This window comes from Burkholderia crassaminum, assembly GCF_964265005.1.
Classification (GTDB): Bacteria; Pseudomonadota; Gammaproteobacteria; order Burkholderiales; family Burkholderiaceae; genus Burkholderia.
This window is the reverse complement of the sequence record NZ_OZ183801.1, coordinates 749925-775627: the sequence shown is the minus strand read 5'-3', so window position 1 is coordinate 775627 and position 25703 is coordinate 749925. Positions and strand designations below refer to the sequence as shown.

The 25703-nt window shown below is 67.4% G+C and carries 22 protein-coding genes; 19 read left to right on the top strand and 3 right to left on the bottom strand.

Features of this window, described 5'->3' with window-relative positions:
- Positions 1 to 30 precede the first annotated feature (30 nt).
- On the bottom strand, positions 31 to 792 hold the full coding sequence (locus ACPTTF_RS36730) for a 2-keto-4-pentenoate hydratase (RefSeq protein ID WP_423372410.1): 762 nt from the start codon (positions 790 to 792) through the stop codon (positions 31 to 33).
- Positions 793 to 1155: 363 nt separating this feature from the next.
- On the opposite strand from ACPTTF_RS36730, the gene ACPTTF_RS36725 reads away from it, so the two are divergent.
- The 7 genes from ACPTTF_RS36725 to ACPTTF_RS36695 all read left to right on the top strand — a co-directional run bounded on the left by ACPTTF_RS36725 (position 1156) and on the right by ACPTTF_RS36695 (position 8251).
- Positions 1156 to 2391, top strand: coding sequence for an ABC transporter substrate-binding protein (locus tag ACPTTF_RS36725; protein ID WP_423372409.1), 1236 nt, complete (start codon positions 1156 to 1158; stop codon positions 2389 to 2391).
- Between the two features lie 70 nt (positions 2392 to 2461).
- Positions 2462 to 3331, top strand: a complete 870-nt coding sequence (locus ACPTTF_RS36720; protein ID WP_423372408.1) for a carbohydrate ABC transporter permease — start codon at positions 2462 to 2464, stop codon at positions 3329 to 3331.
- Positions 3328 to 4230: an ABC transporter permease subunit gene (locus tag ACPTTF_RS36715; protein ID WP_166959357.1), complete on the top strand. Its 903-nt coding sequence runs from the start codon at positions 3328 to 3330 to the stop codon at positions 4228 to 4230. Before ACPTTF_RS36720 ends, ACPTTF_RS36715 begins: the two co-directional genes overlap by 4 nt.
- Before the next feature lie 4 nt (positions 4231 to 4234).
- Positions 4235 to 5020, top strand: coding sequence for an SDR family NAD(P)-dependent oxidoreductase (locus ACPTTF_RS36710; protein WP_423372407.1), 786 nt, complete (start codon positions 4235 to 4237; stop codon positions 5018 to 5020).
- A complete protein-coding gene (gene dgoD / locus ACPTTF_RS36705) occupies positions 5017 to 6162 on the top strand; it encodes a galactonate dehydratase (RefSeq protein WP_423372406.1) in 1146 nt (381 codons plus the stop codon). Before ACPTTF_RS36710 ends, dgoD begins: the two co-directional genes overlap by 4 nt.
- A gap of 31 nt (positions 6163 to 6193) precedes the next feature.
- Positions 6194 to 7273 carry an ABC transporter ATP-binding protein gene (locus ACPTTF_RS36700; RefSeq protein WP_423372405.1) on the top strand — a complete coding sequence of 360 codons (1080 nt, stop codon included), beginning with the start codon at positions 6194 to 6196 and terminating at the stop codon, positions 7271 to 7273.
- Positions 7274 to 7345: 72 nt separating this feature from the next.
- On the top strand, positions 7346 to 8251 hold the full coding sequence (locus ACPTTF_RS36695; protein WP_423372404.1) for an SMP-30/gluconolactonase/LRE family protein: 906 nt from the start codon (positions 7346 to 7348) through the stop codon (positions 8249 to 8251).
- Positions 8252 to 8290: 39 nt separating this feature from the next.
- On the opposite strand, the gene ACPTTF_RS36690 is transcribed toward ACPTTF_RS36695, so the two are convergent.
- Positions 8291 to 9286 carry a LacI family DNA-binding transcriptional regulator gene (locus ACPTTF_RS36690; RefSeq protein ID WP_346778949.1) on the bottom strand — a complete coding sequence of 332 codons (996 nt, stop codon included), beginning with the start codon at positions 9284 to 9286 and terminating at the stop codon, positions 8291 to 8293.
- Between the two features lie 307 nt (positions 9287 to 9593).
- Between ACPTTF_RS36690 and ACPTTF_RS36685 the strand changes: the two genes are divergently transcribed.
- The 6 genes from ACPTTF_RS36685 to ACPTTF_RS36660 all read left to right on the top strand — a co-directional run bounded on the left by ACPTTF_RS36685 (position 9594) and on the right by ACPTTF_RS36660 (position 15188).
- Positions 9594 to 10715 carry a porin gene (locus ACPTTF_RS36685; RefSeq protein ID WP_166959369.1) on the top strand — a complete coding sequence of 374 codons (1122 nt, stop codon included), beginning with the start codon at positions 9594 to 9596 and terminating at the stop codon, positions 10713 to 10715.
- Positions 10716 to 10776: 61 nt separating this feature from the next.
- Positions 10777 to 11895, top strand: a complete 1119-nt coding sequence (locus tag ACPTTF_RS36680; protein WP_423372403.1) for a 2-dehydro-3-deoxygalactonokinase — start codon at positions 10777 to 10779, stop codon at positions 11893 to 11895.
- 2 nt (positions 11896 to 11897) lie between these two features.
- The gene (locus ACPTTF_RS36675; protein WP_423372402.1) at positions 11898 to 13676 is read left to right on the top strand and encodes a hypothetical protein; all 1779 of its coding nucleotides are present in this window, start codon (positions 11898 to 11900) and stop codon (positions 13674 to 13676) included.
- 180 nt (positions 13677 to 13856) lie between these two features.
- A complete protein-coding gene (locus ACPTTF_RS36670; RefSeq protein WP_423372401.1) occupies positions 13857 to 14333 on the top strand; it encodes a universal stress protein in 477 nt (158 codons plus the stop codon).
- 15 nt (positions 14334 to 14348) lie between these two features.
- On the top strand, positions 14349 to 14540 hold the full coding sequence (locus tag ACPTTF_RS36665) for a DUF2964 family protein (RefSeq protein WP_423372400.1): 192 nt from the start codon (positions 14349 to 14351) through the stop codon (positions 14538 to 14540).
- A gap of 87 nt (positions 14541 to 14627) precedes the next feature.
- Entirely contained in the window at positions 14628 to 15188 is a 561-nt protein-coding gene (locus ACPTTF_RS36660; RefSeq protein WP_423372399.1) for a hypothetical protein, read from the top strand.
- Positions 15189 to 15230: 42 nt separating this feature from the next.
- On the opposite strand, the gene ACPTTF_RS36655 is transcribed toward ACPTTF_RS36660, so the two are convergent.
- Positions 15231 to 16415: a hypothetical protein gene (locus tag ACPTTF_RS36655; RefSeq protein WP_423372398.1), complete on the bottom strand. Its 1185-nt coding sequence runs from the start codon at positions 16413 to 16415 to the stop codon at positions 15231 to 15233.
- A 420-nt stretch (positions 16416 to 16835) separates the two neighbouring features.
- On the opposite strand from ACPTTF_RS36655, the gene ACPTTF_RS36650 reads away from it, so the two are divergent.
- The 6 genes from ACPTTF_RS36650 to ACPTTF_RS36625 are packed head-to-tail and all read left to right on the top strand — an operon-like array spanning position 16836 to position 25613.
- Entirely contained in the window at positions 16836 to 20600 is a 3765-nt protein-coding gene (locus tag ACPTTF_RS36650) for a nitrate reductase subunit alpha (protein ID WP_423372397.1), read from the top strand.
- Positions 20597 to 22126, top strand: coding sequence for a nitrate reductase subunit beta (gene narH, locus ACPTTF_RS36645; protein ID WP_423372396.1), 1530 nt, complete (start codon positions 20597 to 20599; stop codon positions 22124 to 22126). The genes ACPTTF_RS36650 and narH overlap by 4 nt, the downstream gene beginning before the upstream one ends.
- Positions 22126 to 22821 carry a nitrate reductase molybdenum cofactor assembly chaperone gene (narJ, locus tag ACPTTF_RS36640; protein ID WP_166959791.1) on the top strand — a complete coding sequence of 232 codons (696 nt, stop codon included), beginning with the start codon at positions 22126 to 22128 and terminating at the stop codon, positions 22819 to 22821. Before narH ends, narJ begins: the two co-directional genes overlap by 1 nt.
- A gap of 26 nt (positions 22822 to 22847) precedes the next feature.
- Positions 22848 to 23531, top strand: a complete 684-nt coding sequence (gene narI, locus ACPTTF_RS36635) for a respiratory nitrate reductase subunit gamma (RefSeq protein WP_205819090.1) — start codon at positions 22848 to 22850, stop codon at positions 23529 to 23531.
- Between the two features lie 9 nt (positions 23532 to 23540).
- Complete coding sequence (locus ACPTTF_RS36630; protein ID WP_423372395.1) at positions 23541 to 24329, top strand: peptidylprolyl isomerase; 789 nt, start codon at positions 23541 to 23543, stop codon at positions 24327 to 24329.
- Positions 24330 to 24344: 15 nt separating this feature from the next.
- A complete protein-coding gene (locus ACPTTF_RS36625; RefSeq protein WP_423372394.1) occupies positions 24345 to 25613 on the top strand; it encodes an MFS transporter in 1269 nt (422 codons plus the stop codon).
- Positions 25614 to 25703: the final 90 nt, after the last annotated feature.

The following is a 25703-nucleotide window of genomic DNA, read 5'->3' as shown; positions in this document are numbered from 1 at the left end:
GCGATCAGCTGCGCCCGCGAGCCGCGCGCATCAGGCCGTCAACGTCACAGACAAACTGCCGAGCTCGCCGAAACGGACCGTCAGCGCATCGCCGAGCGGCACGTCGATCGCGCCCGCATACGAACCGGTTGTCACGATCTGCCCGGCGCGCACGGGGTCGCCCCGCGACGCGAGGAAGTTGACGAGCCACACCAGCGGCTTCAGCGGATCGCCGTCCGGATGGCGGCCGTCGATCACGCGGTTCAGCGCGCCTTCGAACGACAGCGCCAGCGTCTCGAGCGGCACGTTCAGCCCGTCGGGCACGACCGGGCCGACGCACAGCCCCTGGTTGAACTGCCCGTCGGCCAGTAGCTCGAACTTCGACGCGCGTGTGGGCTCCGCATAGCGGCAGCCGAGCACCTCGAGCACGATGCGCACTTCGCGGATCGCGTCGCGCACGGCCTGTTCGTCGTACGGCTGATCGCGCGCGGGCAGGTCGCGATCGAGCACGAACGCGATTTCCGGTTCGATCCGCACGATCGGGCCGCCGACGACGCGGTACGGCGCATCGGCCTCGCGGATCGTCGACGCGAAGATCGGCGCGAGGATCACGCGGTCGGGCGGCGGCAGCGCGCATTTCCAGCCGCCGACGGGTTCGCCGAGCAGGTCGGCCACGCGCTGCTGGATCGCGAGCGCGGTCTCGACGTTCTCGGGACGCAGCGCATCGGGCAGCAGCGGGCCGGGCGAGCCGGCATGGCGGGCGGCGACGAGATGCTGGGCGGCGCCGTCCACGCGTTCGGTAGTCGTTGTCATGTCGGTTGAGCGAGTTGAAAGTGGGCCGGCAAATAAGGGCCGGACGAAAGTCGCACATTCGATGATAGCGCCTTCGGCGCGATGACCGCTCGATCCTGGTGCGCACGGACGGCTCACCGCGGTCGCGACACGCCCCGGGATATCCCCTAGACGATCGATTCGCCCCGGCGCTTGCAAGCCGGGCAGGTTGTACGACACAATAGGGAAAGCGCTTTCCCAGATGAATCGAACGACGGGGAAACGCGGGTTTCCGGCGCGAGGGATCGCAGCCGGTTCCCATGCCGCACGGCCCGGCCGCCACACGCCGCTGGGCACACGCCACCGGCCGTGCGCAACGATTCGACAACAACGTGGAGACAGCAGATGTTCAACAGGCTTCGGGCGGTAACTTTCGCAGTCCTTTCAGTGCTGGCGGCGCAGGTGTGCGCCGCGCCGGTCACGCTCGACGTGACAGGCTGGAAGGGCGGCGGCGCCGAGCCCGCCAACATGGCGGCGCTGATCGCGAAGTTCGAGAAGGAAAACCCCGACATCAAGGTCAAGTTCGAATACATGTCGCGCAACGACACGACGACGGTCGCGTCGTCGCGGCTGCAGGGCGGCAACGGGCCCGACGTGTTGATGGTCGACCGCGAGCTGATGCGGCAGTGGCAGGGCGCGCACCAGTTGCTGGACCTCAGCGGCGAGAAGTGGGTGCCGACGATCTGGCGCGGCGTGCGCAACCACACGCAGATCGGCGGGAAGACCTACATGCTGCCGATGGAACTGGTCGGCATCGGCCTGTTCGCGAACCTCGACCTGTTCAAGCGCGCGGGCATCGCGACGGTGCCGACCGACGTCGATCAGTTGAAGGCGGCGTGCGGAAAGCTCGCGGCGGCCGGCATCACGCCGATGCTGCTGCCCGCGAAGGAAGGCTGGGCGCCTGCGGCGCTCGTGATCGCGTCCGGGCTTGCAGCCGGCGGCGGCGACGCGGATGCGCGCGCCGAGTCGTTCGTCGGCGCGGGCAGTGCGCGCTTCGCGGCCGATCCGGCGTTCAAGCAGTCGATGGCCGCGCTGAAGGTGCTCGCGGACGCGAAGTGCTTCGTGCCGCGCCTGAACAATGGCGTGAGCGCGTGGAGCACGGGGCTGACCGAGTTCCAGGCCGGCCGCGTCGCGATGATGCCGCAGGGTGCGTGGAATATCGCGAAGTTCAGCGCGACGAAGGGGCTGTCGTTCCAGTTCGCGCCGCTGCCGGCGCTCGTGCCCGGCAACGGACCCGTCGCGCTCGACATGCTCGGCACCGCGTGGGCGATCAACGCGGCGTCGCATCAGGCCGATGCCGCGAAGAAGTGGCTCGCGTTCTGGGCGCGCCCCGACAACGACCGCCAGTTCCTCGACGCGGAAGCCGGGTTCAGCCCGTTCGAGGGCGGCACCGACGCGATGCCGCCGCAGGCGCAGCCGTATGCGGCCGCGCAGAAGAACGGGCACGTCGTGCTGTATCCGAAGGGCGTGTGGGCCGGCTCGCTGTTCACGGCGATCTGGAATTCGATGTCCGCGTATTTCCTCGACATCGGTCAGGACCCGGCGAAGCTGCTTGCCCGCTGGGATGCGGCTGCGCGATGAACCGCCCGTCCGCTGACATTTCCGGTGCCGCGCGATCTCGCGCGGCACGGTTTGACGAAGGAGGCGCACGATGAAGCGCAACCGGACCTTGCTGTGGTGCGCCGTGCCGGCGCTCGCGCTATACGCGCTGCTGAGCCTGTATCCGCTGTTCAAGGCCGCGCGGATGAGCCTGACGGATTTTTCCGGGGTGGGCGATGCGGACTGGATCGGGCTCGCAAACTACGCGGCGGCGTTTCGCGATCCCGCGAGCCTGCATACGCTCGTCGTCACGTTCGCATACGCGGCGATCGTCGTGATCATGCAGAACGGGCTCGGGCTGCTGTTCGCGGCGCTGCTGTTCTCGCTGCCGCGGCTGCGCGGCGCGTTGCGCGTCGGGCTGCTCGTGCCGAGCATGTTCTCGGCGGTGATCGCCGGGTTCGTGTGGGAGTACCTGTACTCGCCGCTCGGCGGCGGCATCAACGAACTGCTGCATCTCGTGCATCTCGACGCGCTGCAACAGGTGTGGCTCGGCGATCCGTCGGTCACGCTGCCGGCGGTCACGGCCGTGCATGTGTGGATGTACGTCGGTTATTCGACGGCGATCTTCCTGGCCGGCTACCTGAACATTCCGACGGAGCTGCACGACGCGGCGAAGCTCGACGGCGCGAACGCGTGGGTGCGCTTCACGCGCATCGACCTGCCGCTGCTCGCGCCGGCGTTCACCGTGAACATCACGCTGAGCACGATCGGCACGCTGAAGACCTTCGAACTGCCGCTCGTGCTGACCAACGGCGGGCCGGACGGCGCGACGACCACGCTCGGGCTGCAGATCTTCCACAGCCTGTTCAACGACTACAAGTTCGGCTTCGCGAGCGCGCTGTCGATGATCATGCTCGCGATCGTCGTGGTGGTTGCCACCACGCAGAACACGATCCTGCGCCGCCGGGAGGACAACCTGTGAACGTCATCCGTCAACGCTTTCATGCGGACCGTCCGTCCGCCGGCACGTCGGGCGGCGGGCTGCGCGCGAGCGCGCTGCTGCACCGCATGCCGGGGTTCGCACGGCTCGTCGCCGCGATCGCGATCGTCGCGATCGTGCTGCTGCCGACGATCTACATGGTGCTGATGTCGCTGCGCACCGGCGACGACATCATCGCGCGCCCGCTCGGGTTGCCTGACCACGTGTTCTTCGGCAACTACGCGGCCGTGTTCACGCAGATGAACTACTGGCGCAGCGTCGCGAACACGATCGGCATCACGCTCGCGGTCACGTTTCTCGTCGCGCTGCTGTCGTCGCTCGCGGCTTATCCGCTGGCACGCGTGAAGGGCCGGCTGTCGAATGCGGTCTACATCGTGCTGACGCTCGGCCTGACGATCCCGATGTTCGTGAGCCTGACGCCGCTGTACGTGCTGTTCCGCGATCTCCACCTGCTCAACACGTATCTCGGCGTCGTGCTCGCGTACACCGTGCAGAGCCTGCCGCTCGGCGTGTTCTTCTACACGAGCTTCCTGAAGCGCATCCCGCTCGAACTGGAAGAGGCGGCGGTGATGGACGGCTGCAGCCCGCTGCAGGTGTACTGGTACATCGTGCTGCCGCTGCTGCGGCCGATCACGGGCACGCTCGCGATGTTCGTCACGCTGTCGGTGTGGAACGACCTCGTCTATCCGCTGCTGTTCCTGACCGACTCGTCGAAGTTCACGATCACGGTCGCGGTGTTCCGCTTCATCGGCACCAACGACATCGATCCGACCAAGCTGTTCCCGGCAGCCGTGATGGGCACGCTGCCGCTGCTCGTGCTGTTCTTCATTCTCCAGCGCAGGATCGTCGCGGGCATCACGGCCGGCGCGGTCAAGGGGTGACCTCATGAATCCATTCGAATCGCTCGACGGCCGCGTGGTCGTCGTCACCGGCGGCGGCGACGGCATCGGCCTCGGCATCGTCGAAGTGCTTGCGTCATGCGGCGCGCAGGTGGTCGTCGCGGAGAAGAACGCCGCGCGCGCCGATGCGGTGCGCGAACGGCTGGGCGGCCGCGACGCGCTGTTCGTCGAAACCGATGTGGCCGACCCGGCGAGCGTCGCCGCGTTGTTCGAGCGCATCGATGCGCATCACGGCCGGCTCGACGGGCTCGTGAACAACGCGGGCATCACGCTGCACGGCCCGTTCGACGCGTTCTCGCTCGACGACTGCGACCGCCTGTACCGCACCAACCTGCGCGCGATGTTCCAGTGCGCGCAGCTCGCGGCGCCGCGCATCGCGCGTGCCGGCGGCGGCGCGATCGTCAACATCGCGTCGAATCATGCGGGCGCGAGCGTGCCCGGCTTCGAGATGTATGCGGCGACCAAGGGCGGCATCGTCGCGATGTCGCGTGCGATGGCGACGAGCCTCGCGCCGCAGCGCATCCGCGTCAACACGCTGAGCCCCGGTTTCACGCTGAACGCGCCGATCGGCGCGGCACTCGAGCGCGATCCCGCGCTGCTCGACGCATATCGCGCGCTGCATCCCGCGCAGCGCATCAACGAGCCGGCCGATATCGGCCGCATCGCCGCGTTCCTGCTGTCGGACGCGGCGATCGGCATCGCCGGCGCGGATCTTGTCGCCGACAACGGTATGTCGGCGCTGCTGTTCAACCGCACCCGTTCCTCCACATGAAGATCACCGAAATCGAAACATTCGCGGTCGCGCCGCGCTGGCAGTTCGTGAAGGTCAGCACCGACGAGGGCCTGGCCGGCTGGGGCGAGCCGATCGTCGAAGGGCGCGCGGCCACCACGGCCGCCGCCGTGCACGAACTCGCCGACTACCTGATCGGCCGCGACCCGCGCCACATCGAGGACCTGTTCCAGGTCATGTATCGCGGCGGCTTCTATCGCGGCGGCCCGATCCTGACGAGCGCGATCTCGGGCATCGAGCAGGCGCTGTGGGACATCAAGGCGCGCGCGCTCGGCGTGCCCGTCTACGACCTGCTCGGCGGCCCGGTGCGCGAGAAGGCGCGCGTGTATGCGCACGTGAAGGGCGATACGCCGGAAGAGATGGCCGCGAACGCGCGGCAGCTCGTCGAGGCCGGCTATACGGCGCTGAAGATGGGTGTGGTCAACGCGACCGACTGGATCGAGTCGCCTGCTGCGATCGACCGCGCGGTCGCGCGCTTCGGCACGGTGCGCGATGCGATCGGCAAGGAGGTCGGGCTCGGCATCGACTTCCACGGCCGCGTGCGCCGCCCCGTCGCGAAGGCGCTGGCAAAAGCGCTCGCGCCGTTCGACCCGATGTTCTACGAGGAATTGCTGCTGCCCGAGCACAACGATGCGCTGCGCGAAGTCGCGCGCGACTGCGCGGTGCCGCTCGCGACCGGTGAACGGCTGTTCACGCGCTGGCAGTTCAAGGAGCTGCTGCAGGAAGGTGTCGTCGACATCGTGCAGCCCGACGTGAGCCACACGGGCGGGATCTGGGAGCTGCGCAAGATCGCGGCGATGGCCGAGGCATACGACGTCGCGGTCGCGCCGCATTGCCCGCTCGGGCCGTTGACGCTCGCGGCGTCGCTGCAGATCGATTTCTGCACGCCGAACGCGTTCATCCAGGAGCAGTCGACCAATGTGGCCTATCACGACGACAACGCGATGTATGCGTACACGCGTGGCATCCCGTTCGCGTTCGACGCGGGCTACGTCGCGCGCCCGGACGCGCCGGGGCTCGGCGTCGAGATCGACGAGGCGAAGGTGAGGGAGGCCGCCGCGACGGGGCACCGCTGGCGCAACCCCGTGTGGCGTCGCGAGGACGGCTCGGTCGCCGAATGGTGAGCGGCAGCAACGGACGAGGAGAAACCCAATCATGGCAAGTGTGTCGCTCAAGCAGATCCGCAAGCGTTACGACGACGGCGCGGAGGTGATCAAGGACGTCAGCCTCGACATCGAGGACGGCGAATTCATGGTGTTCGTCGGCCCGTCGGGCTGCGGCAAGTCGACGATGTTGCGGATGCTCGCGGGGCTCGAGGAGATCACGTCGGGCGACCTGCTGATCGACGGCCGCCGCGTGAACGACGTGCCGGCCGCGAAGCGCGGGCTCGCGATGGTGTTCCAGAACTACGCGCTGTATCCGCACATGACGGTGTTCGAGAACATGGCGTTCGGGCTGAAGCTCGCGGGTGTCGACGCGGCCGAGACGCGCACGCGCGTCGGGCAGGCGGCCGAGGCGCTGCGGCTGTCCGCATTGCTGGATCGCAAGCCGAAGGCGCTGTCGGGCGGCCAGCGGCAGCGCGTCGCGATCGGCCGCGCGATCGTGCGCAAGCCGGGCGTGTTCCTGTTCGACGAACCGCTGTCGAACCTCGACGCCGCGCTGCGCGGCGGAATGCGGCTCGAACTCGCGCGGCTGCATCGCGAACTCGGCAGCACGATGATCTACGTGACGCACGACCAGGTCGAGGCGATGACGCTCGGGGATCGCATCGCGGTGTTCAACGGCGGGCGCATCGAGCAGGTCGGCTCGCCGCTTTCGCTGTACGAGCAGCCGGCGAACCATTTTGTCGCATCGTTCCTCGGTTCGCCGTCGATGAACTTCCTGCCGTGCCGTGCGCACGGCGGCGCCGATGCACCGCGCTTCGACGTGCCGGGCGGCTCGCTCGCCGCGGCGCCGGACGCGTCGCGCACGTGGCCGTCGGGCTCGCTGCAGCTCGGTATCCGGCCGGAGAACCTCACGGTCGGCGCGCCCGGCACGGGGCTCGACGGCCGCGTCACGCACGCCGAGCATCTGGGCGACGCGACGATCGTCTATGTCGAGCTCGCGGGTCACGACCGGCTGCTGTCGGTGCGACAGAACCGCGACGCGTACACGGTCGCTTCGGGGCAGCCGGTCGGCGTGCGCATCGACATGCGGCACGCGCACTTCTTCGACGACGCGGGCCGCGCGCTCTGAGTCCGGCCTGGCCGGCAGGTTCCGCCCGCCGCTGCGGCGGGCGGCCGAACGCATGCATAAAACAGAATTTCGATGACGACAGTAAAACTGGTACAGGGCGCGAACGCGATCCTGGGAGAGGGCCCGCTCTGGTGCGAACGCTCGGCGTCGCTCTACTGGATCGACATCAAGCGCACCGCGCTTTACCGCTACACGCCCGGTCATGGGCAGACGGGCTTCTGGCTGCTGCCGGAGCTGGCCGGCTGCGTCGCGGGCGTGGACGACGGGCGGCTGCTCGTCGCGCTCAAGAGCGGCCTGCACCTGTTCGACCCCGCACACGGAACGCTCGAGCGGCTGGCCGACGCCGCGCACGCGCGGCCATCACTGCGCTACAACGACGGCGCGGTCGACGCGCGCGGCCGCTTCTGGGTCGGCACGATGGCCGACGACGGCGACGGCCCGGGCGACCTGCATTGCTTCGAGCATGCGCGTACGTCGCGCGTCGCGGTGGCCGGCTTCGCGTGTGCGAATGGAATGGGCTGGAGCCCGGATGGCACGACGATGTATGTGACCGATTCCGGCCGCCGCACCATCTTTGCGTACGACTTCGACATCGACGCCGGGCGCTTGTCGAATGCGCGGCCGTTCGCGACGTTCGGCGACGCGCGCGGCGTGCCGGACGGGCTCGCGGTCGATGCGGAAGGCGGCGTGTGGTCGGCGATCTGGGACGGCTGGCGGCTGCATCGCTACGCGCCGGACGGCACGCTCGACAAGGTCGTCGAGATGCCGGTGCAGCGGCCGACCAGCGTCGCGTTCGGCGGCGCCGATCGCGCGACGCTGTTCGTGACCTCCGCGTCGGTCAACGTGAGTGCGGACGGATTGCTGCGTGGGCCGCTCGCGGGCAGCCTGTTCGAGACGCGCCCGGGCGTGGCCGGGCTCGAACAGCACTGTGTCGCGCGTACGTGGCTAGGCGAAGCGGTCGCGGCCGCGCCGCGTTGACCGGATGAGCGATGTGAGCGGATTGAGTGTGGCGAGCGGTCAGCGGCGCCGCGCGTCGCGCGGCCGCACCGTCGATTCGCGCACGACGAGCCGTGCTTCGAGCATCGTATGCGGGTCGGGCGACTTGCCCGCGAGCGCGTCGAGCAGCGTCGTCATCGCAACCTCGCCCGCGCGCTCGGTTTCGGTGTCGATCGACGTCAGCGTGGGCGACGTGAGCTTGCCGAGTTCGAGGTTGTCGAAGCCGCACACGGCGACGTCGTGCGGGATCGCGATGCCGAGCCGTTCGGCTTCCTTGATGAAGCCGGCCGCGATCATGTCGTTGTAGCAGATCACCGCATCGGGCGGCTCGGCCGACAGCATCACCGATGCGCACACACGCTCGCCGTCTGCCACCGTCGCGCGCGGCACGCTGAACGTGCGCAGCGGCAAGCCGGCGCGCGCCAGCACCTGCTCGGCGCCGGCCCGGCGTTCGTCGTCGCCGCGCGCGTTGGGCAGGCTGATGTACGCGAAGCGCTGGTATTTTTCCATCAGCAGGTGCTGCGCCAGCATTTCGCCCGCGCGGACCGGGTCGGAATGGAGCGTGAGCAAGCCGTCGCGCGGCGCGGAGCCGACCGCGACCACCGGCTTGCCGAGGCTAGCGGTCCAGCGCAGGTCGTCGTCGGGCATGCTGGTGTTCAGGATCAGCCCGTCGACGCGCCGGCTCAGCTTCGTCAGCGCCGGCCGTTCGCCCTTGCGGTTCTCGTCGGCATCGACGATCAGGACGACGAAATCGTTGCGCTGGGCGATCCGGTTCACGCCCTTGACCATCGCGGTGAAGTACGGGTTCAGGATGTCCTGGATCACGACGCCAACCGCGCCCGTCTGGCCGGTGGCCATCGAGCGCGCGAGCGGGTTCGACTCGTAGCCGAGCTGCTCGATCGCCTCGGCAATGCGGCGCTCGACGTCGGGCGAGAAGCGCTTCGTCTTGTTGATGAACTTCGAGACGGTACCGATGGAGACGCCTGCGGCGGCGGCGACTTCGTTGATCTTGGCCACGATGAAAGTGAGTGTCAGTGCATTTTGCCGGCGAGCATAGCATGCGCGCCGGCGGTGGCGACCGCACGGCGGCATCGCGTGAATGCCGCGCGGTCGGACTCGGTAGTATCCCTTGGAGGGCCAGAATTTTCTTGAAAAAGCGCAATCGCGCGTCGACAATGAAAACGCTTTCCCAATTCGCGAGCATAGCACGCGTGCCTTCCGTTCGAAACGTAACGGAAAACGGTACACGACAACCGCCGCGAAATTTTTTTGCTGTCGAGGGAAAGCGTTTTCCCAATCAAACGAAAAGAAGGAGGAGATCTTGATGCGACAGTATGGGTGGATCGCGGCGCTGGCATTGGCGGTGCCGGCGGCGGCGCAGGCCGAATCGAGCGTCACGGTGTGGGGGCGGGTGGGCGGCGACGTGCAGTACCTGAGCGGCGTGCAGAACGGCCCGCATTCGACGGGCTCGCGCTTCTCGGAAGGCAACGACTGGGGGACGAGCATCCTCGGCATCACCGGAAAAGAGGATCTCGGCGGCGGCAACCAGGCGGTGTTCTGGCTCGAATCGTCGATCAACGCGGCGAACGGCAACTACGGCGGCGGCGTGTTGTTCCAGCGCGGTGCGTGGATCGGTTTCAAGAACGAGCGTTACGGCTTCCTGCGGCTCGGGCAGGGCTCGTTCATCAACAGCTATATCTGGTCGTACGATCCGCTGCTCGAGGAAAACTACTCGGTCGAGTCGCTGACGTCGTACCGCAACGGCCCGAAGCTGTCGAACGGGATCCGCTATGAATCGCCGAAGTTCGGCGGCTTCTCGTTCGCGCTGCAGGCGAACCTCGGCAACAGCTCGAACGGCTGGCTGCGCGGCTCGCCGAACAACGTGAACGCGACGGGCCTGTCCGACGGCGCGACGCTCGCTTACACGCACGGCGACTTCGAGGTGCGCGCCATCTGGAACGAGATCCGCAACCAGTACGGCCGCGAAGACAACCTGTTCACCGCGTCGCAGGAAGCGTTCATCGGCGTGCGCGACCGCTTCGGCCCCGCGCTGGTACAGCTCGGCTACACGCGCTACAGCGCGCCCGACACGCCGGCCGGCCTGTCGCGCACCGCGAACTACTACTGGGGCGGCGTGACGTACGACGCGACGCCGTTCCTGCATCTGCAGAGCGCCGTCTATTCGATGAAGATCGACGCGGGCCAATGGAGCGCCGACCACAGCGGTGAAGGGCGCTCGACGATCATCGGCCTCGGCGCGATGTACGACCTGTCGAAGCGGACGTTCCTGTATGCGACGGCCGCACACGTGTTCAACAGCGCGGGGGCGAACCTGGGTGTGAACCCGCAGTCGCCGGGGCTCGGCAATGGCAACGGGCTCGGTGCGTCGCCGATGCCGGGACGCGGGCAGACGGGCGTCTACGCGGGTATCGAGACGCTCTTCTGATATCGGCCCGATGAAGCAGCGAGCCGCAACCGCTAAACAGAGGAATCCTATGCAAGATGCAATGCAACGACCTGACGACGAGGCGCCGGTGCCGCGCCTGATCGCACTCGACTGGGGCACCACGTCGCTGCGCGCGTACCTGATGGCGGATGCGCGGACCGTGCTCGACGAGCGGGCCGTGCCGAAGGGCGTGATGCAGCTGGGCGGCGCGGGTATCGCGATCGCTCACGCATGCGATGCGGCGTTCGAGGACGTGTGCGGCGGATGGCTCGATGCGTGGCCGGCGCTGCCGGTCGTCGCGGCCGGGATGGTCGGCAGCACGCAGGGCTGGCGCGAGGCGCCGTATGCGGACGTGCCGATCGATGCGGCGCGGCTTGGCGCATCGCTGCTGGCGGTGCGCGCGCGGCGCGGTGTGACCGTGCACATCGTGCCGGGGCTGATCCAGCGCGGCGAGATGGCGAACGTGATGCGCGGGGAGGAGACGCAGATCGTCGGTGCGCTGCAGGCAGGCGGTGCGACGCACGGTTCGGCGTCGGTGCGGTGGATCGGGCTGCCGGGCACGCATTCGAAGTGGGTCGCCGTGCGCGGCTCGCGCATCGAGCGGTTCCGCACGTTCATGACGGGCGAACTGTATGCGCTGCTCTGCACGCACAGCCTGCTCGGCCGCACGATGCAGCCGTCGGCCGGGTTCGCGCGCGACGCATTCGAGCGCGGCGTGCGCGCCGCGCAGGCCGGCCATGTGATGGGGCTGCTCGCGACGATCTTCGGTAGCCGCGCACGGCTGCTGGCCGGCGACCTGGCGCCTGACGAACAGGCCGACTACCTGTCCGGCGTGCTGATCGGCCATGAACTCGCGGGGCTGGCCGCAGAAGACGGCGGCCCGGGCGGCGCGGCCCGCGACGATGCGCTGCAACCGATGCTGATCGGCGACGCCGCGCTGTGCGCGCGTTACCGGCATGCGGCATCGCTGTTCGGCTGGCCGCCCGTCGACACGATCGACGGCGCGGCGGCAGCCGGCCTGTGGGTGCTGGGCGAGCGGGCGGGGCTGCTGCCCGCGGCAAGCGAGGAGGGGGCGCCGGTTCGTATCGACGAACCGGTTGCCGGAATGAGCGGCCGGCGCGCGGATCGACCATCGGTCGACCCGGTGCCGGATCACGAATGCAATATTTCGGGAGACTGACTTTGAAACACTGGAAGATTGTCGCAGCGCCGCTGATCGGCGCGCTCGCAGCATGCGGCGGCGGGGAATCGGCGGACGGCGTGGCGGCCGGGCAGCAGCTTGCCGCCGCGCCCGTTGCCGGACAGGCGGCCGATGAGGTACCCGGTACGCTGCACGTCGACTGCTCGCTCGGATCGAACGGAACGGGCTCGCCCGCGACGCCCGGCTCCGCCGCGAATCCGATCCACGATCTCGCGACGCTGAACCGGATCGTGCTCACGCCCGGCATGCACGTGCGCTTCAAGCGCGGCACGACCTGCAACGGCAGCTTTACGCCCGCACCGGGCAGTACCGGCGCGGCCGGTGCGCCCATCGTCGTCGACGCATACGGCGACCCGAAGGCGCCGCGCCCCGTCATCGCGGCCGGTTGCACCGATGCGACGGCCGACCCCGACCAGTCGATCACCGAGCAGCACAAGACGCCAGGCGGGTTCAGCGGCTACTACTCGCTGTGCAAATCAGATAATCCCACCGTGAACCGTGCGGCGATCTATCTGACCAACACGCAATACTGGGAGATTCGTTCGCTGGAGCTGACCAACGATGCGACGACGCCCGGCGGGCGCCTCGGGCTGTATGTGCGGCTCGAGGATTACGGCACGGGCAGCCACTATCGCGTCGACGACGTGTACGTGCATCACGTGCGCGGCTATCTGAAGGACGTCGCCGGCAATACGGTCGGCTCGTACAAGACGACCGGCGGGATGCTGTTCGAGGTGACGCGCGACAACGAAGTCGTCGGGACGAAGGAGAAGCGGACCGGCTTCGACGACATCGCGGTCGAGAACAGCGAGATCTACAACGTCGACGCGGTCGCGCTGTCGACCCGATCCGCGTGGATGTGCCGGGAGGGCGGCGCGCCGTGCGGCGACTATCCGCCGTACAAGGGCAATCCGGCCTACCTGACGAATCCTGCCACGCAGGCATCGTCGGACTATTTCCCGATGACACGTGTCGTACTCCGCAACAACCTGATCCACAACGTCGGCGGCGACGGCATCATCGTGCGCACGGCAACCGCGCCGAAGGTCGAGTCGAATCACCTGTACGACATCTGGATGCGTGCGCCGGGCAACAGTGCCGGCGCATGGGCGATCAACACGGACGATGCGCTGTTCCAGTACAACGAGGTCAACGGCGTAAGGTTGCAGAACAACATCGAGGCCGGCGACGGGATGGCATTCGACGCCGATCTCGGCACGCGCAACACGCGCGTGGCCGCGAACTTCAGCCACGACAACGACGGCGGACTGATGCTGTTCTGCGGATGCGGTTCGGACGGACTGGGCCACGTCGCGCAGGAAACCGGCGCGATCGTCGAGAACAACCTGAGCCTTAACGACAAGCGGCGGATCGTGTCCGCCGCGGGCTCGGCCGATTCCGTCGTGCGCGACAACGTCGTGATCACCCGCACGCCGGGGCTGGTCACGCCGATCGTCGAAAACCTCAGCTACGCGAACGCGTTCCAGGTGACGGGTAACCGCTTCTACAACGCATCCGACAGCGGCGCGATCTTCCGCACGAAGAACTCGCAAGGCAGCTACGCGAACATCGTGTGGAGTGGCAACGCGTACTTCGGTTATGCGGCGGATCCCGAATTCACCGGGCCGAACTATCGTCACGGCGCCGAGCCCGACACGGTCGTGCCGTTCGCGGGGCAGGCCGTGGACGCGGTCGCCGGCGAATGGTCGCGTGCGAGTGGGTTCGACAAGCACAAGTACCGCGCGCCGCACACGCGATGACGCAACCGGGCGCCGGCGCACGGCGGCGTGTGCTGCCCGCGCGGCGCCCTGCGTCGGCCGGTCGCAGCCGGCATGGGCGCCCGCTTGATCGTGGTCAACATTCGAACCCGCCATCCGCCGATGATGGTGACAAGGCCGCGCGCGATCAGACGCGCGGCAATTCACCCCAGCGAGGTTCGCATGTACAAGAAGATCATGGTGGCCGTCGACGGCAGCGGTTCGTCGAAACAGGCGCTTGCCGAGGCGGTAAAGGTCGCGCTGGCCGGCGACGCGCATCTCAGTGTCGTGTATGTGGTGGACAAGTCGGTGCTGTTCACCTACGCGGGCCGTTTTGATCCGCACGCGCTCGTCGAGGAAATCCGCGACGACGGGCGCAAGGTGCTGCGCGAAGCAGAACAGATTATCGCGCTGGCCGGCGCGAACGGCGAGGCCGAACTCGTCGAGACCGAGAGCATCGGCGAGGACATCGCGGAACGCCTGCAGCGCTACGTGAAGGACGGCGGGATCGATCTCGCGGTGGTCGGCACGCACGGGCGGCGCGGCATCCGGCGCGTGCTGCTCGGCAGTGTCGCCGAGCGCTTCGTGCGCGGCTCGAAGTGCCCGGTGCTGCTGATTCGCGGCGACGACGCCGATGTAGCGGCGGTTGCGGCCGCGTAACGCGGCGGGCGCGCGATGATACGCCGCCAGTCCCGGATCGTCGTCGCGGCGATCGCCGTGTTCGTCTCGCTCGCGGGGATGATGGCCGCCGTGACGGGGCTGCTGTTCGACAACGCGATGGCGCTGCGCGGCGGCGCGATCGCGTTGATCGTCGGCGTGGCCGGCTTCGTCGTGATGCTCAATCCGGGTGCGAAAGGCGAGGCGTGACGCGGGAGGCCGCATCTCCTCTTGAAGGAATGCGTGCAGGCACTATAGTGCTCGAAGAACGACAACAACAACGAGAGCGCGACAACAATGAAAACGAGGGACCTTGCGGCCGCTGCCGTCATCATGGGCGTGGCCGCGCTGCCTGTATTGCCTCGGGCCGAAACCGCGGCACCGCCGGCCGGCTTCGGTTCGCAAGCGGCGACCGATGCGTCGGCGGCGAGTGCTCCCGGCAGGACGGCGCAACATTCGGTAGCCGACCGCTATGGCGATCACGCGACGGACTTCACCGATACGGTCGGCGGCATCGACTCGCAGGGTGATGGCATCCGCGACGATGTCCGGAAGTACATCGACGCCCAATTCCCGGACCCGATACAGCGCGCGGCGATGCTTCGCTACGCGGCTGCGCAGCGCGATTTCATGATGCACGGCGACACGCGTGCCAGCGCGATCGCCGGCCTGACACGCGTATTCAATTCTCTTGACTGCGTTGGCAAGCTGATGGGCCGGGCGGGAAGCAATCAGTCGCAAGTCGTCTTCGCGATGATGCTGAACACGAAACAACGCTGGATCGCCAATGGTCATGCGATGGTGAACGCGTCCGGGCACGTTTACATGCAGGCCATCGGCGATCCGTGCGTGCAGTGACCGGTATTGTCTCGACGATCACCGTTTCCGGGTCGAGTGCAATTATATGCCGCTCGTACCGGGCGACGCCGCGCCGTCCGGGTTCGCCTGCGCGTTCAGCCGCTTCAATGTTTCTTCCAGCTCCGCGTTCTTCGGCTGAATCTTCGCCGCCTGCGCGAACGCATCGCGCGCTTCATCCTGGCGCCCCAGTTTCCACAGCACCTCACCCTTGTGCGTCAGCCCGGTTGCATAGGCTTCGCTTGCGCCCTTGTCCTCATCGCCGTCCTTCGCGAAGATCGCGATCGACCGGTCGAACCACGTGAGCGCTTCGTTGTTGCGACCGAGGCGATACAGCGCCCAACCCTTGCTGTCGAGCGCATACGCATCATCCGGTGATTGCGCGAGATGCGCGTCGATCATCGCGAGCCCGCGCTCGACCGCGACGCCGGCGTCGGCGAGCCGATAGCCGAGGTCGTTCAGGCGATCGTCCGGAATCCTGTCGAGATCGAGCGCGGCGGTGACGCGGCCCTCGTCGCGTTCGGCGATCGCGAGCGACAGCAGCTTGGCGACGATCTGCTGCCGCAATTCGCTGCTGATCCGGTCGCCGTTGGCGACCAGGCTGCCGAGGTACTGCGTGTACAGGTCAGGTGCGCCCGGGGCGTTCACGCTGTTCGCGATGGTCACGCCCGGGCCCGCGCACCAGTCGGTGTCGGCCGACCCGGCCAGCATGCCGACGTAAAGATTGACGTTGCGCGGCGTGCGCGATTGCGCGTAGTAGGTGTAGCCGTTCGCATCCGAATAGCCGCACGCCAGATATTCGTTCTCCACGTCCAGCACGTACGGGAAATGGCCGAGCGGTGCCGTGCCGCCCGGATCGACCAGCCGGAACGATTCGCCCAGATCGCCGTCGCCGATGATGGCGTTGAACACCCATTGCTTCTCCGGATGCAGTTTCGGCAGCCGGATCCGGACGGTCCGCCCGGCCGCGTCGGTCGTGCCGAAGATCACACTGTCATGCTGTTCCGGCTTGACGGGCAGCCCTGCGATGACCTGACCGGGCAGGAACAGCCGGTAGCGCGCATTCGGCAGCGGCTGGTGCGTGGCGGGGTCGCGCAGCACGAACTGGTGAACGTAAGCCCCTTTTCCGAACGATGCCGTCGGTGCGACGTAGGTACGCGCATGGGCGGCGGGCAGGGCGGTGCAGCTCAAGGCCGCGGCAACGAGCGCGGCGAGAAGGCGGGATGTCATGAAATTGCGGTTCTTGTTGGTAAAGGTGTTATTGACCGACGGCCGTAAATGCACCGAACGACCTGCGCGCCTTTCGATATCCCGCTGCGAATACCGAGACGGATGGCCGGAACGTCCAGCGCAATTCGATGCGGATCTCGCCCGCCGCAGCGTGAGGCGAGGAAGCGGCAGGCGGATCGCGCGCGAATGCAGTGCGCAGCATAGCAGGCCGTGTTGCTCGCGCCCCATTTGCTTTCGCTGTTTCGAGCCGATCAACGATAGCGTGATTTGTATCAAGTCGTGATACGTCGATCCGCCCGACAATGGGTTTGATCACGGTGAGAAGGAAACAACGATCGAAATTCGGTCGTTCTATACATCTGCTATTTCACCTCCTTGAATAATCAGGGTCTGCCAAAAGACCGGAAAAACGAGATCCCCATGAGCCATTTCCTGGACAGATTGCGTTATTTCTCCACCACGAGGCCACGCTTCTCCGACGGACACGGCGCCGTCACGGACGAAGACCGAAAATGGGAAGACGGCTACCGGATGCGCTGGCAGCACGACAAGATCGTCCGCTCGACCCATGGCGTGAACTGCACGGGCTCGTGCTCGTGGAAGGTCTATGTGAAAGGCGGGATCGTCACCTGGGAAACCCAGCAGACCGACTATCCGCGCACGCGCCCGGACATGCCGAATCACGAGCCGCGCGGCTGCTCGCGCGGGGCGTCCTACTCCTGGTACCTGTATAGCGCGAACCGCCTGAAGCATCCGATGGTGCGCAGCGCGCTCGTGAAGCTGTGGCGCGAACGCCGCCGCACGCTCGGGCCGGTCGACGCGTGGCGCTCGATCGTCGAAGACGATGCGGCACGCCGTTCGTACCAGAGCCGCCGCGGGCTCGGCGGCTTCGTGCGCGCGAGCTGGGACGAGGTCAACGAGATCGTCGCGGCTGCGAATGTCCACACGGTGAAGCAGCACGGCCCTGATCGCGTGGTCGGCTTCTCACCGATTCCGGCGATGTCGATGGTGTCGTACGCGGCAGGTTCGCGCTACCTGTCTCTGATCGGTGGCGTGTGCCTGAGCTTCTACGACTGGTATTGCGACCTGCCGCCCGCGTCGCCGCAAACGTGGGGCGAGCAGACCGACGTGCCGGAATCGGCCGACTGGTACAACTCGACGTTCATCATGATGTGGGGCTCCAATGTCCCGCAGACGCGCACGCCGGACGCGCACTTCCTCGTCGAGGCGCGCTATCGCGGCACCAAGGTCGTGTCGGTGTTCCCCGATTACTCGGAAGGCGCGAAGTTCGGCGACCTGTGGCTGCATCCGAAGCAGGGCACCGACGCGGCGCTCGCGCTCGCGATGGGGCACGTGATCCTCAAGGAATTCCATTTGGCGGGGAAGAGCGACTACTTCGCCGACTACTGCAAGCGCTACACCGACATGCCGTGCCTCGTGCGTCTCGTGCCGCACGGCGACGGCTACGTGCCCGAGCGCCTCGTGCGCGCGTCCGACTTCGACGATGCGCTCGACGAGGCCGCGCATCCGGACTGGAAGACCGTGATGATCGACGACGCGAACGGCGAGTTCGTCGTGCCGGTCGGTTCGGTGGGGTTCCGCTGGGGGCAGCAGGATGAAGCCGACAAGGGCAAGTGGAACCTGCGCGGCGAGACGTCGAAGGGCGCGGCGCTGTCGCCACGGCTGTCGTGCACGGCCGCGCACGACGAAGTCGTCGACGTGCTGTTTCCGTACTTCGGCAACCAGCCGCACGCGCATTTCAATTCGACGCAGCATGCTTCCACGCTGTCGCGCCGGATCGGCGTGCGGCGCATCGCGACGCGCAACGGCGACCTGCTGGTCGCGACCGTCTACGACCTGTTCGTCGCGAACTACGGGCTCGACCAGGGGCTCGGCGGCCGCGACGTGGCCGCGAGCTACGACGACGACCTGCCGTACACGCCGGCCTGGCAGGAAGCCATCACCGGCGTGAAGCGCGCGGACGTGATCTCGGTCGCGCGGCAGTTCGCGGAGAACGCGCACAAGACGCAGGGCAAGTCGATGGTGATCATCGGCGCGGGGATCAACCACTGGTTCCACATGGACATGTCGTACCGCGCGATCATCAACATGCTGATCATGTGCGGCTGCATCGGCAAGCCGGGCGGCGGCTGGTCACACTACGTGGGCCAGGAGAAGCTGCGGCCGCAGACGGGCTGGACGGCGCTGTCGGCGGCGCTCGACTGGAACCGCCCGCCGCGCCAGATGAATGCGACGTCGTTCTTCTACGCCCATACCGACCAGTGGCGCTACGACCCGATGGATCCGGCCACGCTGCTGTCGCCGCTCGCGGACAAGTCGCAGTTCCACGGCGCGCCGATCGACTACAACGTGCGCGCGGAACGGATGGGCTGGTTGCCGTCCGCGCCGCAGCTCGCGGTGAATCCGCTGAAGGTAGGCGCGGCGCTCGCCGATCCCGCGCAGGCCGGCGCCGACATCGCGCAGCAGTTGAAGTCGGGTGTGCTGAAGATGGCGAGCGAAGATCCCGATACGCCGGAGAACTTCCCGCGCAACCTGTTCGTGTGGCGCTCGAACCTGCTCGGCTCGTCGGGCAAGGGGCATGAATATTTCCTGAAGCACCTGCTCGGCACGACCCACGGCGTGCAGGGCGAGGATCTCGGCGCGACGGGCGGCCCGCGTCCCGAGGAAGTGACGTGGCACGACGAAGCGCCGCGCGGCAAGCTCGACCTGCTCGTGACGCTCGACTTCCGGATGTCGACCACCTGCATGTATTCCGACGTCGTGCTGCCGACCGCGACGTGGTACGAGAAGGACGACATGAACACGTCCGACATGCACCCGTTCATCCATCCGCTGTCGGCGGCCGTCGATCCCGCGTGGGAATCGAAGAGCGACTGGGAGATCTTCAAGGGGATCGCGAAGCGCTTCTCCGAGCTGTGCGACGGGCATCTCGGTGTCGAGCGCGACGTGGTGCTCGCACCGATCGCGCACGACACGCCGGGCGAGCTCGCGCAACCGTTCGACGTACAGGACTGGAAGCGCGGCGAATGCGAGCCGGTGCCGGGCCGCACGATGCCGAACGTGACCGTCGTCGAGCGCGACTATCCGAACACCTATGCGCGCTTCACATCGCTCGGGCCGCTGATGGACAAGCTCGGCAACGGCGGCAAGGGCATCGGCTGGGACACGAAGGACGAAGTGAAGCTGCTCGGCGAGCTGAACTACAAGGTGGCCGACGGCACGGCGCAAGGCCGGCCGCGCATCGACACGGCGCTCGACGCGGCCGAGGTGATCCTCGCGCTCGCGCCCGAGACCAACGGCGAAGTGGCGGTGAAGGCGTGGCGCGCGCTGTCGGGCATCACGGGCATCGACCATACGCACCTGGCCGCCGCGCGCGCCGACGAGAAGATCCGCTTCCGCGACATCCAGGCGCAGCCGCGCAAGATCATCTCGTCGCCGACCTGGAGCGGGATCGAATCCGAGCACGTGTCGTACAACGCCGGTTACGTGAACGTGCACGAGCTGGTGCCGTGGCGTACGATGACCGGCCGCCAGCAGCTCTACCAGGATCATGCGTGGATGCGTGCGTTCGGCGAATCGCTGTGCGCGTACAAGCCGCCGATCGATACGGGCAGTTACGCGCACATGCTCGGCACGCGTTCGAACGGCAACCCCGAACGCGTGCTGAACTTCCTGACGCCGCACCAGAAGTGGGGGATCCACAGCACCTACACGGACAACCTGCTGATGCTGACGCTGTCGCGCGGCGGCCCGATCGTGTGGATGTCGGAGGACGACGCGAAGGCGATCGGCGCGGTCGATAACGACTGGATCGAGTGCTACAACTCGAACGGCGCGTTGTGCGCGCGGGCCGTCGTGAGCCAGCGGATTCCGTCCGGGATGGTGATGATGTACCACGCGCAGGAGAAGATCGTGAACACGCCGGGCTCCGAGATCACCGGCACGCGCGGTGGCATCCACAACTCGGTCACGCGCATCGCACTGAAGCCGACCCACATGATCGGCGGCTACGCGCAGCTGTCGTACGGCTTCAACTACTACGGCACGGTCGGCTCTAATCGCGACGAATTCCTGATCGTGCGCAGGATGAACCGCATCGACTGGCTCGACGGCGAAGCAGCCGCAACGGCGACACAGGGTGAGCGCGAAGGAGAAACGTCATGAAGGTACGCGCACAGATCGCGATGGTGCTGAACCTCGACAAGTGCATCGGCTGCCATACCTGCTCGGTGACCTGCAAGAACGTGTGGACCAGCCGCGAGGGGATGGAATACGCATGGTTCAACAACGTCGAGACGAAACCGGGCATCGGCTACCCGAAGGACTGGGAGAACCAGGACCGCTGGCGCGGCGGCTGGCAGCGGCGCGCGGACGGCCGGATCGAGCCGCGTCTCGGCAGCAAGTGGCGGCTGCTCGCGCAGATCTTCGCGAATCCGCACCTGCCCGAGATCGACGATTACTACGAGCCATTCACGTTCGACTACGCGCACCTGCAGGAAGCCGGCAATACGCGCGCAATGCCGGTCGCGCGGCCGCGTTCCGTGATCAGCGGCCAGCGGCTCGAGAAGATCGAGTGGGGACCGAACTGGGAGGAGATTCTCGGCGGCGAGTTCGAGAAGCGCGCGAAGGACACCAACTTCGAAGGAGTGCAGAAGGACATCTACGGGCAGTTCGAGAACACTTTCATGATGTACCTGCCGCGCCTGTGCGAGCACTGCCTGAACCCGGCGTGCGTCGCGTCGTGCCCGTCGGGCTCGATCTACAAGCGCGAGGAAGACGGCATCGTGCTGATCGACCAGGACAAGTGCCGCGGCTGGCGCATGTGCGTGTCGGGCTGCCCGTACAAGAAGATCTACTACAACTGGAAGAGCGGCAAGGCCGAGAAGTGCATCTTCTGCTATCCGCGCATCGAGGCCGGCCAGCCGACCGTGTGCTCGGAAACCTGCGTGGGCCGCATTCGCTATCTCGGCGTGCTGCTGTACGACGCCGACCGGATCAGCGAGGTGGCCAGCGCCGAGAACGAGAAAGACCTGTACGAAGCGCAACTGTCGCTGTTCCTCGACCCGGACGACCCGGCCGTGATCGCGCAGGCCGAGCGCGACGGCGTGCCGGCCGCATGGATCGACGCCGCGCGGCGTTCGCCGACCTACAAGATGGCGATCGACTGGAAGATCGCGTTCCCGCTGCATCCGGAATACCGGACGCTGCCGATGGTGTGGTACGTGCCGCCGCTGTCGCCGATCAACGCGGCCGCGAACAGCGGCGCGCTCGGGATGAACGGCTATCTGCCGGACGTCGAATCGCTGCGCATTCCGCTGCGCTATCTCGCGAACCTGCTGACGGCGGGCGACGAGGCACCCGTGAAGCTCGCGCTAGAACGGCTCCTCGCGATGCGCGCGTTCATGCGGGCGCGCCACGTCGACGGCATCGACGCGCGCGGCGTGCTCGACCAGGTCGGGCTGTCGCTTGCGCAGGTCGAGGAGATGTACCGCTATCTCGCGATCGCGAACTACGAGGATCGGTTCGTGATCCCGACCACGCACCGCGAGTATGCGGAGAACGCGTACGACCTGCGCGCATCGTGCGGCTTCTCGTTCGGCAACGGCTGTTCGGACGGCCGTTCCGAGGCGAGCCTGTTCAGCACGAAGAAGGGCAGCAAGACGATTCCGATCCACGAGGCTTCGCGATGATGAGCACCGCACCCGATCCGACCTACGCGGCGCTCGCGGCGCTGCTCGACTATCCCGACGATACGCTCGTCGCCGCGCTCGACTCGATCGAAGCGCACCTGCGCGAGCCCGCGCGCGCGCCGAAAACGGTGCGCGCGGGCCTCGACCGCTTCTTCGCGTACGTGCGCGAACGCGACCTGCTGACGCTGCAGGAGAACTACGTCGCGCTGTTCGACCGTGGCCGCGCGACGTCGCTGTACCTGTTCGAGCACGTGCACGGCGAATCGCGCGACCGCGGGCAGGCGATGGTCGACCTGCTGCAGATGTACGAGCGGCACGGGCTGTTCCTGAAGCAGGGCGAGCTGCCCGATTACCTGCCCGTGTTCCTCGAATACCTGTCGCGGCTGCCGGCGCCCGATGCCCGCAAGCTGCTCGCCGAAACCGGCGAGATCCTGCGCGCGCTGGCCGGCCAGCTCGCGCAGCGCGGCAGCCATTACGGCTTCGTCGTCGGTGCGCTGCTGCCGATGGCCGGCCTCGCACCGGCCGACGCACCGGGCGCGGCCGCCGACGACGTGGCGGCCGAGCGGCCGAGCGCCGCCGACTATCGCGCGCTCGACGCGTCGTATGCGGACGAGGCCGTGCGCTTCGTCGGCGCGGCCACGCCGGCGGAGGAACCGGTGCGCTTCTACGATCAACGGCCCGCGCGGCGCGCGTAGCCGCGTCGCGCCAACAGGGGAAAGCCATGAACGATTACCTGCATCAATTCCTGTTCGGGATCTATCCGTACATCTGTCTCGCCGTGCTGCTGCTCGGCAGCCTGATCCGCTTCGACCGCGAGCAGTACACGTGGAAAAGCGATTCGTCGCAGCTGTTGCGCCACGGCATGCTGCGGCTCGGCAGCAACCTGTTCCACTGGGGCGTACTGGTCGTCGTGCTCGGCCACTTCGGCGGCTTTCTCGCGCCGCACTGGCTCGTGTCGCCGTTTCTGTCGGCGTCCGGGCACCAGCTCGTCGCGATGGTGGCGGGCGGGGCGGCCGGCGTCGCGGCGATCATCGGGCTCACGATCCTGATCTGGCGTCGCCTGGGCGACCCGCGCATCCGCCGCAACAGCCGCAAGTCGGACATCCTGATCGTGCTGATGCTGTGGGTGCAGCTCGCGCTCGGGCTCGGCACCGTCGTGCTGTCGACGCGCCACATGGACGGCGCGATGTTCGAGCAGCTCACCGACTACGTGAAGGGCGTCGTTACGTTCCGGCCGGACATCGCGAGCCTGCTCGTCGGCGTGCCGCTGACGTACCGGCTGCATATCCTGCTCGGCTTCACGATCTTCCTCGTGTCGCCGTTCACTCGGATGGTGCACATCTGGAGCGGCATCGCGTCGGTCGCGTACCTGATCCGCCCGTACCAGCTCGTGCGCAAGCGCTGAGGAGGCCGCATGAACGACGTTCTCTCCGATGACGTACCTGTCGCATTGCGCATCAACGGTGTCGCGATCGACGACGACGCGGTCGCGGCCGAGGCCGCGCATCACGGCGATGCGCCCGATCCGCTCGACGCGGCCCGGCGCGCGCTCGCGGTGCGCGAGCTGCTGCGGCAGCGCGCGGTGTCGCTCGCGCTGCTCGACGAAGGCGCGCCGCTCGACGACGCGGCCGTCGACGCGCTGCTCGAACGCGAGCTCACGCACGTGCCCGAACCCGATCGCGCGGCTTGCGAGCGCTATTACGCGCAGCATCCCGCCCGTTTTCGCCGCAACGACATCGTCTATGCGAGCCACGTGCTGTTCGCAATGACGGATCGTGTGCCGCTCGCACCGCTGCGGCAGCGCGCGGAGGCCGCGCTCGCCGATGTGGTCGCCGCGCCCGACACGTTCGAAGCGCTCGCGCGCACATCGTCGAACTGCCCGTCGGCGGAAGTCGGCGGCAGCCTCGGGCAGCTGCTGCGCGGCGACACGGTGCCGGAATTCGAGGCCGCGCTGTTCGACACCGTCGGGCTCGGCATGTTGCCGAAACTCGTCAATACGCGCTTCGGTTTCCACATCGTGCGCATCGAGCGCCGCGTGCCGGGCGACGCGGTGCCGTTCGACGAAGCCGCCGCGCAGATCGCCGCGTACCTGTCGGAACGCGTGCGGGAGCGGGCGATGCGGCAGTACGTGGCGATTCTCGCGGGCGGTGCGCGCGTCGAAGGCGTGGCATTCGACGGCGCGAACGGGCCGCTGGTCCAGTGAAACGGGGTGTGATGCATGGCAACTCAACAACAAGGTAACGTGGTGCCGGCCGGCGGCGCGCCGGCGATTCCGCTGCGCGCGTGGTCGGTGCTGGCCGCGAGCACGCTGGCGTTCATGGTGTGCTTCGTCGTGTGGATGATGTTCGGCGTGCTCGGCGTGCAGTTGCGCACCGATCTCGGGCTGAACAGCACGGAATTCGGGCTGCTCACGTCGACGCCCGTGCTGACCGGTGCGCTGATGCGCTTGCCGCTCGGCACGTGGACCGACCGTTTCGGCGGCCGTATCGTGATGACGGTGCTGCTCGTCGTGTGTGCGGTGCCCGTCTATATCGTCAGCTACGCGACGCAGCTCTGGCAGTTCCTGCTGATCGGGCTGTTTCTCGGTTGCGTCGGCGCGTCGTTCGCGGTCGGCACGCCGTATGTCGCGCGTTTCTTTCCGCCGCAGCGGCGCGGGCTCGCGATGGGCGTGTTCGGCGCGGGCACGTGTGGCGCGGCCGTCAACCTGTTCGTCACGCCGCTGCTGCTCGACGCGTACGGCTGGCGCTTCGTGCCGCGCGTGTATGCGGTCGCGCTGCTCGTCACGGCCGCGATTTTCTGGTTCGCGTCGGCGCCCGATCCGGGTGCGGGCAAGCGCGGCGGTTCGCTGCTCGATTCGTTCAAGGTATTGCGCGATCCGCGCGTGTGGCGGCTCTGCCAGTACTACTCGATCACGTTTGGCGGCTTCACCGCGCTGTCGCTGTGGATTCCGCAGTACCTGAAGAGCGAATACGGGATGTCGCTCGTGATGGCGTCCGCGTTCGCGGCCGGCTTCTCGTTGCCGGGCTCGGTGCTGCGCGCGCTCGGTGGCGCGTTGTCAGACCGATTCGGCGCGCACGCGGTCACGTGGTGGGGGCTGTGGGTCGCATGGATCGCGCTGTTCCTGCTGTCGTATCCGGCGACCGACTTCGTGATCCACACGATCGACGGCACCGCGACGCTGAACGTGGCGATGCCGGTGGCCGGCTTCGTCGCGCTGACCTTCGTGCTCGGCGCGGTGTTCGCATTCGGGATGGCGTCGACCTTCAAGTATGTCGCCGACGATTTCGCGGACAACATGGGCGTCGTCACGGGCATCGTCGGGCTCGCGGGCGGGCTCGGCGGTTTCCTGCTGCCGATCCTGTTCGGCGTGCTGCTCGACCTGCTGCGCGTGCGCACGACCTGCTTCATGTTCCTGTACGGGATCGTGTGGGTGTCGCTGATCCTGATCTACCTGTCGGAAGTGCGGCGCACGCCTGTCACGGGCTGACGGGCTTCGATCGATACGCGTGGGCGCGATGCCGGGACGATCCGGGGTCGCGCATCTGCGCCTGTCGCGCCCGCGACGTATCCGGCCGCG

Coding starts and splice junctions, on each gene's coding strand:
- ACPTTF_RS36730 (WP_423372410.1), bottom strand. CDS start 792: ATGACAACGACTACCGAACGCGTGGACGGCGCCGCCCAGCATCTCGTC.
- ACPTTF_RS36725 (WP_423372409.1), top strand. CDS start 1,156: ATGTTCAACAGGCTTCGGGCGGTAACTTTCGCAGTCCTTTCAGTGCTG.
- ACPTTF_RS36720 (WP_423372408.1), top strand. CDS start 2,462: ATGAAGCGCAACCGGACCTTGCTGTGGTGCGCCGTGCCGGCGCTCGCG.
- ACPTTF_RS36710 (WP_423372407.1), top strand. CDS start 4,235: ATGAATCCATTCGAATCGCTCGACGGCCGCGTGGTCGTCGTCACCGGC.
- dgoD (WP_423372406.1), top strand. CDS start 5,017: ATGAAGATCACCGAAATCGAAACATTCGCGGTCGCGCCGCGCTGGCAG.
- ACPTTF_RS36700 (WP_423372405.1), top strand. CDS start 6,194: ATGGCAAGTGTGTCGCTCAAGCAGATCCGCAAGCGTTACGACGACGGC.
- ACPTTF_RS36695 (WP_423372404.1), top strand. CDS start 7,346: ATGACGACAGTAAAACTGGTACAGGGCGCGAACGCGATCCTGGGAGAG.
- ACPTTF_RS36685 (WP_166959369.1), top strand. CDS start 9,594: ATGCGACAGTATGGGTGGATCGCGGCGCTGGCATTGGCGGTGCCGGCG.
- ACPTTF_RS36680 (WP_423372403.1), top strand. CDS start 10,777: ATGCAACGACCTGACGACGAGGCGCCGGTGCCGCGCCTGATCGCACTC.
- ACPTTF_RS36670 (WP_423372401.1), top strand. CDS start 13,857: ATGTACAAGAAGATCATGGTGGCCGTCGACGGCAGCGGTTCGTCGAAA.
- ACPTTF_RS36665 (WP_423372400.1), top strand. CDS start 14,349: ATGATACGCCGCCAGTCCCGGATCGTCGTCGCGGCGATCGCCGTGTTC.
- ACPTTF_RS36660 (WP_423372399.1), top strand. CDS start 14,628: ATGAAAACGAGGGACCTTGCGGCCGCTGCCGTCATCATGGGCGTGGCC.
- ACPTTF_RS36655 (WP_423372398.1), bottom strand. CDS start 16,415: ATGACATCCCGCCTTCTCGCCGCGCTCGTTGCCGCGGCCTTGAGCTGC.
- ACPTTF_RS36650 (WP_423372397.1), top strand. CDS start 16,836: ATGAGCCATTTCCTGGACAGATTGCGTTATTTCTCCACCACGAGGCCA.
- narH (WP_423372396.1), top strand. CDS start 20,597: ATGAAGGTACGCGCACAGATCGCGATGGTGCTGAACCTCGACAAGTGC.
- narJ (WP_166959791.1), top strand. CDS start 22,126: ATGAGCACCGCACCCGATCCGACCTACGCGGCGCTCGCGGCGCTGCTC.
- narI (WP_205819090.1), top strand. CDS start 22,848: ATGAACGATTACCTGCATCAATTCCTGTTCGGGATCTATCCGTACATC.
- ACPTTF_RS36630 (WP_423372395.1), top strand. CDS start 23,541: ATGAACGACGTTCTCTCCGATGACGTACCTGTCGCATTGCGCATCAAC.
- ACPTTF_RS36625 (WP_423372394.1), top strand. CDS start 24,345: ATGGCAACTCAACAACAAGGTAACGTGGTGCCGGCCGGCGGCGCGCCG.